Source organism: Egicoccus halophilus (assembly GCF_004300825.1).
GTDB classification, from domain to species: domain Bacteria; phylum Actinomycetota; class Nitriliruptoria; order Nitriliruptorales; family Nitriliruptoraceae; genus Egicoccus; species Egicoccus halophilus.
The window spans coordinates 1,302,709-1,315,000 of record NZ_CP036250.1; the positions used below are offsets into that span (position 1 = coordinate 1,302,709).

Annotated in this window: 15 protein-coding genes; all 15 read left to right on the plus strand. The window is 73.3% G+C overall.

Going from position 1 to position 12,292, the window contains the following annotated elements:
- Positions 1–16 precede the first annotated feature (16 nt).
- The 15 genes from fliD (at position 17) to flgF (ending at position 11,976) form a co-directional block, all read left to right on the plus strand.
- Entirely contained in the window at positions 17–1,966 is a 1,950-nt protein-coding gene (gene fliD, locus ELR47_RS05840) for a flagellar filament capping protein FliD (RefSeq protein ID WP_130649039.1), read from the plus strand.
- 20 nt (positions 1,967–1,986) lie between these two features.
- Positions 1,987–2,388, plus strand: coding sequence for a flagellar export chaperone FliS (gene fliS, locus ELR47_RS05845; RefSeq protein ID WP_130649040.1), 402 nt, complete (start codon positions 1,987–1,989; stop codon positions 2,386–2,388).
- Positions 2,385–2,693, plus strand: coding sequence for a hypothetical protein (locus tag ELR47_RS05850; protein ID WP_130649041.1), 309 nt, complete (start codon positions 2,385–2,387; stop codon positions 2,691–2,693). The genes fliS and ELR47_RS05850 overlap by 4 nt, the downstream gene beginning before the upstream one ends.
- A 163-nt stretch (positions 2,694–2,856) precedes the next feature.
- Positions 2,857–3,204 (plus strand): flagellar basal body rod protein FlgB, encoded by a 348-nt coding sequence (locus tag ELR47_RS05855; protein WP_130649042.1) that lies wholly within the window; start codon positions 2,857–2,859, stop codon positions 3,202–3,204.
- Positions 3,201–3,614: a flagellar basal body rod protein FlgC gene (locus ELR47_RS05860; protein ID WP_130649043.1), complete on the plus strand. Its 414-nt coding sequence runs from the start codon at positions 3,201–3,203 to the stop codon at positions 3,612–3,614. Before ELR47_RS05855 ends, ELR47_RS05860 begins: the two co-directional genes overlap by 4 nt.
- Positions 3,614–3,919, plus strand: coding sequence for a flagellar hook-basal body complex protein FliE (gene fliE / locus ELR47_RS05865; RefSeq protein WP_130649044.1), 306 nt, complete (start codon positions 3,614–3,616; stop codon positions 3,917–3,919). The genes ELR47_RS05860 and fliE overlap by 1 nt, the downstream gene beginning before the upstream one ends.
- A 43-nt stretch (positions 3,920–3,962) precedes the next feature.
- Positions 3,963–5,450 carry a flagellar basal-body MS-ring/collar protein FliF gene (gene fliF, locus ELR47_RS05870; RefSeq protein ID WP_130649045.1) on the plus strand — a complete coding sequence of 496 codons (1,488 nt, stop codon included), beginning with the start codon at positions 3,963–3,965 and terminating at the stop codon, positions 5,448–5,450.
- A 49-nt stretch (positions 5,451–5,499) separates the two neighbouring features.
- Positions 5,500–6,504: a flagellar motor switch protein FliG gene (fliG, locus tag ELR47_RS05875; RefSeq protein ID WP_165403870.1), complete on the plus strand. Its 1,005-nt coding sequence runs from the start codon at positions 5,500–5,502 to the stop codon at positions 6,502–6,504.
- Entirely contained in the window at positions 6,497–7,078 is a 582-nt protein-coding gene (locus ELR47_RS05880) for a FliH/SctL family protein (protein WP_130649047.1), read from the plus strand. The genes fliG and ELR47_RS05880 overlap by 8 nt, the downstream gene beginning before the upstream one ends.
- Positions 7,075–8,376: a FliI/YscN family ATPase gene (locus ELR47_RS05885; protein WP_205745470.1), complete on the plus strand. Its 1,302-nt coding sequence runs from the start codon at positions 7,075–7,077 to the stop codon at positions 8,374–8,376. Before ELR47_RS05880 ends, ELR47_RS05885 begins: the two co-directional genes overlap by 4 nt.
- Positions 8,373–8,795, plus strand: coding sequence for a hypothetical protein (locus ELR47_RS05890; protein WP_130649049.1), 423 nt, complete (start codon positions 8,373–8,375; stop codon positions 8,793–8,795). Before ELR47_RS05885 ends, ELR47_RS05890 begins: the two co-directional genes overlap by 4 nt.
- Positions 8,792–9,547: a lytic transglycosylase domain-containing protein gene (locus ELR47_RS05895; RefSeq protein WP_205745471.1), complete on the plus strand. Its 756-nt coding sequence runs from the start codon at positions 8,792–8,794 to the stop codon at positions 9,545–9,547. The genes ELR47_RS05890 and ELR47_RS05895 overlap by 4 nt, the downstream gene beginning before the upstream one ends.
- Positions 9,548–9,621: 74 nt before the next feature.
- Positions 9,622–10,704 (plus strand): hypothetical protein, encoded by a 1,083-nt coding sequence (locus tag ELR47_RS05900; protein ID WP_130649050.1) that lies wholly within the window; start codon positions 9,622–9,624, stop codon positions 10,702–10,704.
- An 11-nt stretch (positions 10,705–10,715) separates the two neighbouring features.
- Positions 10,716–11,165 (plus strand): flagellar hook assembly protein FlgD, encoded by a 450-nt coding sequence (locus tag ELR47_RS05905; protein WP_130649051.1) that lies wholly within the window; start codon positions 10,716–10,718, stop codon positions 11,163–11,165.
- Between the two features lie 19 nt (positions 11,166–11,184).
- A complete protein-coding gene (gene flgF, locus ELR47_RS05910) occupies positions 11,185–11,976 on the plus strand; it encodes a flagellar basal-body rod protein FlgF (protein WP_130649052.1) in 792 nt (263 codons plus the stop codon).
- Positions 11,977–12,292 lie beyond the last annotated feature (316 nt).

Genomic DNA, 12,292 nt, shown 5'->3' on the forward strand with positions numbered 1-12,292 from the left:
TACGGGAGGAGCTCGCATGAGCAGTTCGGGCATGTTCTCGATCGGTGGCATCGCCTCCGGTCTCGACACCACCGGCATCATCAACCAGTTGATGGCGCTCGAACGTCAGCCGGTGACGCGACTGCAGTCGACGCAGGCGCAGCTGCGCGGCGTCGACAACGCCTGGTCGCAGGTCAACACCAAGCTGTCGTCGTTGCGCACCGCGGTCGATGCGATCTCCCGCCCGGACCGCTTCTCCAGCCTGGTCACGGTGTCCTCGTCGAACACCGACGCGGTCGGGGTGGCACGCGCCGCGACCTCCGCCACCGGTTCGGTCAGCTTCTCGGTCGAGCAGCTCGCGCGCCCCCAGCAGGTGACGAGCGGGGTGTTCCGCTCGGCCACCGACCCGCTCGCGGCAACCGGTCGCCTCGACGTGCAGGTCGGCACCAAGGACCCGGTGTCGATCGACGTCGTGGCCGGCGACAGCCTGCAGACGATCGCGAACAAGCTGAACCGTGCCAACGCCGGCGTCACCGCCTCCGTGGTCAAGACCGGCGACGACGAACACCGCCTGCTGATCTCCTCGAAGGACAGCGGTGCGGCCAACACCGTGCAGGTGTCAAGCACCACGGGCCTGGCCCAGCTCGCACCGGCGACCGCGGACCAACCCGACGGCATGCGGGTGCTGCAGAGTGCCCAGGACGCGGTGCTGCGGCTGGGCACCGGGGACGACGCCATCGTCGTACGTCGTTCGAGCAACACCGTGACCGACCTCGTCCCCGGCGCGACGCTCACGCTGCGCAAGGCCACCAACGGCGACCCGGTCACCGTGACCTCCCAGCGTGACCCCGAGGCGGCCGTCACCGCGGTCAAGACCTACGTCGAGGCGCTCAACGGCGCGATCAAGACCCTCAACGACCTCACGCGCTACGACGCGACCGCGAAGACCGCCGGCGCCCTGCAGGGCGACCCGGCCGCCCGGCGGTTGCTCGACCAGCTCCGCACCGCCGTCAGCGCCCCACCGGGCGCCACCGACGGGCCGTTCTCCAGTGCCGCGCAGCTCGGGATCACGGTCGACCGCACCGGGACCGTGACGCTGGACGACGCGAAGCTGCGTACGGCGCTGCAAGAGGACTTCGACGCGGTCGGCCGCCTGTTCGGCCGCACCGCCACGCCCGACGACGCCCGGGCCACCGGCGTCATCGGCGGGGTCGCCACCCAGGCCGGCACGTACCAGGTTCGGATCCTCCAGCCGGCGAGCGCGACGCGCGCCACGGCGCCGGGCGGGTTCGAGGAGGCCAAGACGTTCCGCATCCAGTCGGCCGGGCGCACCGCGACCGTGACGCTCGACCCGGCCACGATGGGCGCGTCCGAGATCGTCGACGCGCTCAACGCCGCGTTGCGGACGGCCCAGATCGCGACGCTCTCCGCCCGTCGCGACGGGGACTCGCTGGTGATCGAGGAGAGCCGGATGGGTCCGGCGTCGACGTTCACGATCCAGGAGCTCGGTGCCGACGGGAGGTCGCTCGGCTCGGGTGGTTTCGCCTTCGCGCCGGGACAGAGCGTGGTCGGCGAGATCGCGGTGGCCGGCAACGACCCGGTGTGGCTGCCGATGACGGGTGCCGGCCGTCAGCTGACCGCGAGCACCGGCCCGGGCGCCGGGATCTCGCTGTCGTGGAACGGCACGGAGAAGAGCGACGAGCCGGTCGCGATCGCCTTCCGACCCGGACTCGCCGGCAACGTGCACACCGTCCTGCGCGCGGCCGAGGGCGTGGACGGGCTGGTCGCTAGAGCGCGCAAGGGCATTGCCGACCAGATCAACGTGTTCCAGACGCGCATCGACGGGTTCCAGCAGCGCCTGGAGACCCGGGAGTCGACGCTCCGGCGGCAGTTCGTCGCCATGGAGTCGGCGCTCGCCCAGATGAACGCGCAGGGCAACTGGTTGGCCGGGCAGCTCTCGGGGCTGCGCAACCTCAACCAGTTCTGAGAACGAACGAGGACGGTCCCATGTACGCACAGCCCCAGCAGTTCTACCGGCAGCAGGCGGCGCAGACCGCCTCACCGGCCCAGCTGGTCCTCATGCTCTACAACGGCGCCCTGGCCGAGATCGCCCGTGCGGGTCGCGGCCTGGCCGCGACGCCGGTCGACCTCGAGGACGTCAACGACTGCCTCGGTCGTGCGCAGGCGATCGTGACCGAACTGGCCGTCACCCTCGACCACGAGCGTGGCGGCAAGGTCGCGGCCAACCTCGCTGCCCTGTACGACTTCTGCATCGACCGGCTGGTGACGGCCAACGTCACCAAGTCGGCCGACGGCCTCGACGACGTGGCGCAGGTGCTGGTCGGTCTGCGCGACGCCTGGGAGCAGGCGTGCGTGAACACCGCGCCGGTCGCCGCGGTGACCGGGTGACGTCCGCGGCCCCGCAGCCCGCACCTCGGCTCGCCGACGGCTGGCCCGACGTGCTCGACCAGCTCGAGCGCGGGGTGGTCACCCTGCAGGCGGCGCTCGACGCGGGCGAGCTCGCGCCGATGCCGACCTGGGCGCCGCCCGCCGGGTTGGGCCCGCTTCCCGAGGCCCTGCGCCCCCGGGCCGAACGCCTCGCGGTCCGCATCACCGGGTTGCAGCGACGCGTCCACGGGCAGCTCGGCTCGGTGCGTGCCGAGCTCGGGGACGTCGCCCAGCGGCGGCGTGCCGGCACGGCCTACGCCAGCTGACACCGCTGGGCGCGGACACGCGGTCCGACCCGCGGCCCGCACCGCTTCAGCGTCCGGCCCGGTGGCCGACGGTCATCGAGACAACTCGGTACGGATACCCGAACGGCTCATGGAGGAGGCGCTCTGCCTCCTCCTTTCGTGTTGTCCTGAAAGGGCAGGATCCATGTGGGATGTGACGACGTCGGCGGCGCTGCGCGCGCTCGACGGCCTCGCGATGCGGGGCACGCTTCGTGCCAACAACATCGCCAACAGCGAGACCCCGAACTTCCGGGCCAGCACCAACAACTTCGAGACCTCGCTGCGCGACGCGTTGCGGCGACGTGACCCCGCCGGCGCCGCGGCACCCGACGTGGTCGCCACGCCCTCCATCGTCGACGCGCGGGGCAACAGCGTCGACATGGAGACCGAGCTGATCGGCTCCATGAAGGACGGCCTGCACCGCGACGCCATGATCACCTCGTTCAACTACAAGGTCGGTCAGCTCCGCGTGGCGATGGGCGGCCGCCGATGAGCTTCTCGTCGATGAACATCGGTCGGACCGGGGTCGGTTTCGCCCACCACTGGCTCGACACCATCGCCCACAACATCGCCAACGCCAACACGGTGGCGCCCGGTGGCGAGGAGCCCTTCCGGGCGCTGCAGCTGGTCGCGCGTCCGCTGGGTGGGGGACCGTTCGCGTCCACCGGTTCCGGCGTCCACGTCGCCCAGCAGGTCCGCGACGGCGGCGACCCCGCCCGCACCTACGACCCCGACCACCCGCTGGCCGACGAGCAGGGGACGGTCACCCAACCGGTCGTCGACCTCGGCTCGCAGATGGTCGACATGATGATCGCCCAGCGGGCCTACCAGGCCAATCTCCGCACCGTCGAATCCGCGAAGGAGGCCTACCAGGCCGCGCTTCGCCTTGGAGGCTCCCAGTAATGGCCATTCCCGCCATCGCGTCGGCACTGCCCGTCGCTCCCGCCCTGCCCACCCCGATCTCGGGGCTCGAGGCCGGCACGCCCGCCCCCGGCTTCGGGGAGGCGCTCGGCCGTGGCCTGCAGCAGGTCTCGGCGCTCGAGCACACCGCCGACGCCCTCGTCGAGGACGTCGCCAGCGGCGGCTCGACCCGCATCCACGAGGTGATGGCCGCCACCAGCCAGGCCGGTCTCGCCGTCGACATGCTCGTCCAGGTGCGCGACCGCGCGCTGGAGGCCTACCAGGAAGTCATGCGGATCCAGGTCTGACCTGGTCACCCACCGACGCCCCCACCCACAGGACTGATCGCTCGTGGAGCTCAAGGACCGCCTGAACGGCCTGGTGCGCTCGCTGCCCCCCGCCCAGCGGGTCGGCATCGTCGTCGCCGTCGTGGTGCTGGTGATGGCCGCCGTGCCGTTCGTACGTTGGATCACCACGCCCAGCTACGCCCTGCTGTACGCCGGGCTCGAGGACAAGGAGCTGTCCGAGGTCGTGACCGAGCTCGAGAGCCAGGGCGTGCCCTACCAGCTCGACGGTTCGCGGGTGCTGGTGCCCCAGCAGCAGCTGCACCGGGTCCGGGCCGACCTCGCCTCGGTGGGGGTCAGCGGTACCCCCAGCGTTCCGGGGTACGAGCTGCTGGACAACCAGGCGCTGGGCATCTCCGACTTCCGCCAGCGGGTCGACCTGCAGCGCGCCGTCGAAGGCGAGCTGTCCCGGACGCTGGGGGCGATGGACGGCATCGACAGTGCCACCGTGCGCCTGGTGCTGCCCGAGGAGACCCTGTTCACCGACCAGCGTGAGCCGGCGTCGGCGAGCGTGCTGATCCGCGCCGCCCGGCCCGTCAACAGCAACCAGGTCGAGGCGATCACGCTGCTGGTGTCGTCCGCGGTCGAGGGGCTGACCCCCGACAGGGTCACCGTCGCGGACACGGCCGGCAACGTGTTGCACACCCCCGGCGAGGGCGTCATCGGCGGCGTCAGCGACCGGCAGCAGCGCCTGACCCGCGAGTTCGAGTCGGCCATGAACGCCGACCTGCAGGCGCTGGTCCAGCGTGCCACGGGCTTCCCGGCCTCGGTCGCGGTCCGCGCCGGGCTGAACTTCGACGAGTCGGAGATCCAGACCGAGACCTTCGACGCCGAGGGGACGCCGCTGCGCAGCTCCAGCAGCCTCGAGGAGTTCGAGGGCGAGGGCCTGGCCGCCGGTGGCATCGCCGGGGTCGACGGCGGACCGCTGCCGACCGGCAACGGTCCGAGCAACTACACCCGCGAGGACGCCAGCACCGAGTTCGGTGTCGGGCGGACCACCACCCGCACCGTGCAGGCACCCGGGACCGTCGAGCAGCTCTCGGTCGCCCTGGTGGTCGAGAACGGCTCGGAGGTCACCGACGCGCAGCTGCGCGAGCTGGTGGGCGCCGCGGCCGGCATCGACCTCGCCCTGCGCGAGGACGCGATCGCCATCACCCGCGTCACCACCCCGGCCGAGGACGCCGCACCCGCCGAGGAAGCCGAACCGGGACTGCTGGGAGGTCTCGAGACCTACCTCGCGCTCGCCCTGATCGTGCTGATCGCGGTCATGCTGTTCCTCATGACGCGCCGCAAGAAGGACAAGGGCGTCGTCGAGGAGAAGGTCGTCCCCGCCCAGGTCCGCACCGCCGTGCCGCTCGACGTCGTCGACGAGCCCGAACCGCTGCCGACCGGTCCCAGCATCCAGGACGAGGTCGCGGCGATGGTCGAGCGGCAGCCCGAGGAGATCGCCTCCCTGCTCCGCGGTTGGCTCGCCGACCGGAGGACCTCGGTATGACCCCGGTCCTCGTCCCCACCCCCAACCGCCAGGGATCGGAGGTGCCCTCGTGAACGGCACCGCACTCGTGCTCGGTCGCGCCCAGAAGGCCGCCGCCGTCCTGGTCGCCGTCGGCCCGCAGCTGTCGTCGAAGGTCCTCGAGCACCTCAGCGAGGAGGAGGTCGAGCAGGTCGCCCTCGAGGTGGCCCAGCTCGGCGACGTCCCGCCGCTCCAGCTCGAGTCGATCCTGACCGAGTTCCGCGCCGAGGCGGAGGCGCACGCCGCGTTGCTCAGCGGTGGCGAACACCACGCCCGGGAGATGCTGCGCTCGCGCTACGGCGAGGAGGCCGACGAGATCGTCGACCGGCTGCTCGCCTCGTCGCAGTCGGCACCGTTCCACTTCCTGCGGATGCACGAACCGGCGGAGATCCTGCAGCACCTGCGAGAGGAGAGCCCGCAGACGATCGCGGTCGTGCTCGCCCACCTGCCCGCGCGGCTCGGTGCCACCCTGCTGGGCGGGTTCGACCCGCAGGTCCAGGTGTCGGTGGCCAGCCGGCTGGCGACCCTGGAGCGCGCCGACGCCGACGTCGTGCGCCGCATCGAGGAGTCGTTCCGCTCGCGGCTGGGGGAGGTGCGTCGCCGCAGCGGTCGACGCGACGGGGTCAAGGAGCTCGCCGACCTGCTCAACCAGAGCGACCGTGCCACCGAGCGCGCGATCATGTCCGAGCTCGAGACGACCGACCCGGCGCTGGCCGAACGCGTCCGTGCCCTGATGTTCGTCTTCGAGGACCTCATCACCCTCCAGGACCGCGCGTTGCAGGAACTGCTGCGCCAGGTGGAGCCGGCCCAGCTCGCGACGGCCCTCAAGGGCGTGTCCACGGAGTTGCAGGAGGCCCTGCTGCGCAACCTCTCCGAGCGCGCCCGCACGTCGGTCGCCGAGGAGATGGACCTCATGGGGCAGGTGCGCCTCAAGGACGTGGAGGCCGCGCAGACCAACGTCGTGCGGCTGGTGTACGAGCTCGAGAAGGAAGGCGTCATCACGATGTCGCGCGGCCAGGAGGAGTTCGTTGGCTGAGCTGCTGCGCGTGGAGGTCCGCGAGGACGCGCACCGGCTCGTCGCGCCGGTTCCCGTGCTCGACCCCGCCACCGCGGCGGTCGTGGAGCAGGCCGTCTCGCTGGCCAGCGCCCGGGCGTACGCCGAGGGCGAGGCGGCCGGCCGGCGGGCGTCGTCGGCGTCCGCCGGCGAGATCGGGGCCCGCCTGGACACGCTGTTCGGTGAGCTGCTCGCCCAGCGGGCGGCGACCCGGGAGGCGGACCTGACGTTGGCCACCGCGCTCGCGACCGACGTGCTCGGGGCGACGCCGCCGGCGTCCGCACTGGCGCTGCTCGAGCGGGCCCGCCAGGCCGCCAGCGTGCTCGACGACGACCCGCTCGAGGTGCTGCTGCACCCGCAGGACCACGCCGCCCTCGTCGACACGCCGCGCGACGCCCGACTGCGGCTCGCCGCCGACCCGTCGGTCGCGCCGGGCGACGTCGTCCTGCGCGGCGCCTGGGGCGGGGCCGAGCTGACCCGGGCCGCCCTGCTCGAAGCCGCGACCCGGTTGCGGGCCGAGGGCTGGATCACCGACGTGCCCGGGGGAGCGCCGTGACCGGCACCCTGCTGCGCGCGGTCAGCCGCGGCTCGGTGTCGCGGGTGGTCGGCACGGAGGTCGAGCTGCGCGGTCTGCGCCTCGCGGTCGGTGACGCCGTCGACGTCGAGGTGCGCGGCGAGACCCGGGTCGGTGAGGTGGTCGCGGTCGACGACCACGCCGCCCGCGCCCTGCTGCTGGGGACCACCGCCGGCATCGCCCGCGGCGACGTGGTGCGACCGCGGCCCGGACCGTTGACCTCGCCGATCGGTGACGCCCTGCTCGGGCGGATCGTCGACGCGCTCGGACGACCGATCGACGGCAAGGGTCCGATCGACGCCCCGCACGACGGTGTCGACGCGGCGGCGCCAAACGCGCTCGCACGCCAACGGGTCGAGGATCCTCTCGACACGGGCGTGAAGCTGATCGACACGCTGTGCACCGTGGGACGTGGCCAGCGCATGGGCCTGTTCGCCGGTTCCGGGGTGGGCAAGTCGACGCTGCTGGCGATGATGGTCCGCGGCACGACCGCATCCCGGTCGGTCATCGCGCTGGTCGGCGAACGTGGCCGTGAGGTCCGCGAGTTCGTCGAGGACGTGCTCGGTCCGGAGGGCCTGGCACGCAGCGTGGTGGTGGTCGCCACCTCCGACGAGCCGGCGCTGCTGCGCCTGCGGGCGGCGTTCCTGGCCACCCGGGTGGCCGAGGCCTTCGCCGACGACGGCCATGACGTGTTGCTGACCGTGGACTCGTTGACCCGACTGGCCACCGCCCAGCGTGAGGTCGGCCTCGCCGCCGGCGAGCCACCGACCTCCAAGGGGTATCCGCCGTCGGTGTTCGCGTTGCTGCCCCGGCTGCTCGAGCGTTCCGGCCCGCGCGAGGTCGGGACCATCACCGCCTTCTACACCGTGCTGGTCGAGGGCGGCGACCACGACGAGCCGGTCGCCGACGCCGCCCGGTCGATCCTCGACGGCCACCTCGTGCTCGACCGGTCGTTGACCACGGCGGGGCGGTTCCCCGCCATCGACCCGCTGGCGAGCCTCAGCCGACTCGCGACCACCGTCACGACCCCACAGCAGCAGGCCGACGCCCAAACGCTAAGGCGGTCCCTGGCCGCGGCCGACCGGGTACGTGACCTGGTCGAGGTCGGCGCCTACGTGCCCGGCAGCGACCGCGTGGCCGACGCGGCCCTGTCCCTGATGGACGACCTCGTCGCCTTCCTGACCCAGTCATCACAGGACGTGGTGACCTCCGACGACGCATGGATGCGGATCGCCGAGCTCGCGGCACGACTGCGGGCCACCGAGGAGGCAACGGCGTGAAGCGAGACCGGATGAACGTCGTGCTGCAGGTGCGCGAGGGCATCGAACGCCGTCGACTCGCCGAACAGGCGGCCGCGGACCTGCAGGTGCGTCTGGCCGGACAACGCCGGTCGTCGGCCGTCAGCGCGCTCGAGCAGCGCAGCGCCCCGACGGCGTTCGGCTCGGTCGGCGACCTGCACCAGCACCGGCTGGGCAGCCTGGCGCTGACCGAGGCCGTCGAGCGGGCCCGTGACGGCGAGCTGGCCGCGCGCTCGCAGGCCGAGGCCGCCGACGAACGGCGCGTGCAGGCCGCGATCGCGCGGCGCAGCGCCCAGCGCCTGGCGGAGCGGCGCGGCAGCGAAGCCGCCGCCCGGGCCAGCCGTGCGGCCGAGTCGCAGCTGGACGCGGTCGCGCTCGAGAGCTGGCGGCGCCGACCATGATGACGCTCGGTGCCAGCGGCATGGTCGACGCGCAGGCGCGCATCGCCGCGATCCAGGGCCGCATCCAGTCCTTCCAGCCGTCCACCCCCGTGTTGGCCGCGACCGCGTCGCGCCCGTCGGGCGCGGGCGGCGCGTCGAACACCGCGGCGCGGACGCCGTCGTTCCCGGCCGAACTGGCCGCCTCGAGCGCCACGCCGCTCGTCGGCCCACCCGCGGGCGCGTCGACTTCCACGCCCGGTGGCACGCCCGTCGCCACCGCACCGGACGCGTCCGGCGCCTCCGGCGCCCGGACCGTCCCCGGGGCGCCGGCGGCCGCGGGCACATCGGCCGCGAGCGGCGTCTCCGGTACCTGGGTGAACCGGCTCCCCGCCGCCGGCCGGCCGTGGGCCGGCGCCATCGAGCAGGCGGCGAACGAGGTCGGTCTCGACCCGGCACTGCTCGCCGCCCTGGTGCGCCACGAGTCCAACTTCGATCCGGACGCGCGCTCGCGTGCCGGCGCCATCGGGCTCGCGCAGCTCATGCCGGGCACCGCGGCCGGACTGCGGGTCGACCCACACGATCCCCTGGACAACCTGCGTGGCGGCGCCCGTTACCTCAAGCAGCAGCTCGACCGTTTCGGCCGCCCGGAACTCGCACTGGCGGCCTACAACGCCGGCCCGAACCGGGTCGCCCAGGCCGGCGGCATTCCCCGCATCCAAGAGACCCAACGCTACGTCGAACGCGTGACGAACACCTGGGAGCAGTGGCGTTGATCCGATTCCCCACGACGGCCTCGCCCGCCACGACGGCCTCGCCCGCCACGACGGCCTCGCCCGCCACGACGGGCATGACCGGCAACGACGACGCTGCGGCCGAGGGCGACTTCCTGGCCGTGCTCGCCGGCCTGGTCGCCTATCCGCAGACCGACGCCACGGCGGCCCCGGAGCCGGCCACGACCTCGGCGAGCCTGCTCGCCGACGTGCCCGTCGTCGCGGGCGACTCCGTCGACGACCGGCCCGAACCGGACGTGGGCGAGGTCGCGTCCGAACTCCTCGCCCCGGCCTGGCCGCTCGCGCAGGCGCTGGCGGCACTGCTGGCCCAGCCGGCGCCGCAGGTCACCGACGCGGCCGACCCCGTCGTCGCCCCTGGCGCCGGGGCGCCGGCCGACGCGGACGGGGCAGGCGACGCGGACACGGTCGCGTCCGTCGGAGACGGTGCCGCCGTCGCCGGAGACCTCCCGGCGCCGGACCTCGAACCGTCGAGCGCGTCGGCGGCAGCGCCGGACGCGGACGCCGGAGCATCCGCGCCGGGTCCCGTCCGGTCCCAGCCGGCCCCGTCGCCGACCACGAACGCCGAGGTGGTCGAGGCGCTCGACGCCGACGGTGACCCCGCCCCGTCCCCGCGTGCCGGTGCCGAAATCTCCGCGAGCGAAGGCTTCCCGCCGGCGGTGCGACAGGCGACCGGATCAACGGCCCCGAGCGGTACCGCGGCCTCCGCCGTGGTGCTCGACGCCGCGCCGGCCGGGGCCGAGGCGATGACCGGGGCCAGCGGCGAGCGTCCGCCGGCGCCGGTCGCGTCCGCGTCCGGGGTCCAGCGCGTGCTCGACGTGCTCGAGCGGCTCGAGCTGACGCCGCCGCCGCGGGAGGTCACGCTGGAGTTCGGCGACTTCCGCCTGCGTGTGGCGATCGAGGACGGTGCCGTGCGCCTGCACGTACTGGGCGACCAACGTGACGCGAGCCGTGAACTCGTGCGCGCGGCGGCCGACGCACTCCGGGAGCGCGGCTTCGACCTCGCCGGCGACGGTCGTGGCGGGCAGTCGCGGTCCGACGACCGGGACCACCCCGACGGGTCCCCGGTGTCTGCGGGCCGCGCTGCCCCGCGGACGACCGACGCGAACACGGCCGGGCGGCGCCCGGGCGTCCACCTGTAGGAGACCACCACATGACGATGATCAGCGGGATCGGTGGGAGCGCCGGCCTGCCAACCGGTGACGCGGCCCTGACCGCGCTCGGCGGCCTGGGCAGCGACGGGTTCCTGCAGTTGATGGTGGCGCAGCTGCGCTACCAGAACCCGCTCAACCCCTCCGATCCCTCCGCCATGATGATGCAGACGGCGCAGCTCGCGCAGCTCGACGCCGTCCAGCAGCTCGCCAGCCTCCAGCGGCGTGACCTCGGCCTGCAGAACGCCGTGGCCGCCGCCGGGATGGTCGGCACGAACGTGCACGCACTCGCCACGGATGGCACCACGGTGCGGGGCGTCGTCGACGCCGTTCGTTACACCACGCTGGGTCCGGTCCTGGAGATCGGGGGACAGGAAGTCCCCTTCGACCAGGTCACCGAGATCCGTCGCACCCCCGCACCCGGCGGCACCGCCGTCGCCATCGACGCCTGATCGGGCGAAGGAAACCTCCATGCTGCGTTCCATGTTCTCCGCGGTCTCCGGGCTGCGCTCGCACCAGACGATGATGGACGTGACGGGCAACAACGTCGCCAACGTCAACACCGCCGGCTACAAGGCCGTGCGGACCACCTTCCAGGAGACCCTGACCCAGGTCGTCCGCGGCGGCACCGCCGGCGGCGGCAACCAGGGCGGCACCAACCCGATGCAGCTCGGCCTCGGGTCCGCCGTCGCCGCGACCGACCTGGTCTTCAGCCAGGGCGCCTCGCAGGTCACCGGCCGTGCCACCGACGTGGCGATCCAGGGCGACGGGTTCTTCGTCGTGCAGGACAACGCCGGGACCAACTTCTACACCCGGGCGGGCGCCTTCGGCGTCGACAGCGCCGGCAACATGGTCACGCCCGACGGTCTGCGGGTGGTCGGCGTCAACGGCCCGATCAACGTCCAGAACGCCACCGACGTCTCGGTCGGCTCGGACGGGACCATCAACGGGCGGGTCAACGGCCAGAACCAGGTGCTCGGACAGATCCAGCTGGCCCGGTTCCCCAACCCCGGCGGCCTCACCCGGGTCGGCAACGGCCTGTTCGACGCCGGCGACGCGGCCGGCGCGGTCGTCCTGGGTGCACCGGGTGACGCCGCCCAGGGCCTCGGTGGCCTGCAGTCGGGCACCCTCGAGATGTCGAACGTCGACCTCGCGGCCGAGTTCACCAACCTGATCCTCGCCCAGCGTGGCTTCCAGGCCAACGCCCGCACCATCTCCACCAGCGACGAACTGCTGCAGGAGCTGGTCAACCTCAAGCGCTGACGACGCCTCCACCGCTCGCGCCCCTGCCGTCACGTCGGCAGGGGCGCGGGCGTTCGGGCGGCGCGTTCGCCGAGCACCAGCAGGCCGTCGAGGATGGAGGTCACCGGTCGCCACCCGGCCTCGTAGCGCAGCAGGCGGAGGAAGCGGTCGGCGAGCTGCAGGTCACCGCCGATGAGTGCGGGACCGCGTGGAGGTCGAGCGTCTCGTCGCGACAGCGTCGCAACAGGGCGAGGTGCGGGGCCGGCAACGCCAGCGTGCGCATCGGACGCACCGTCTCGGGCCGGGTGACGAAGTAGCCCTGCAGCAGCGCGGCGCC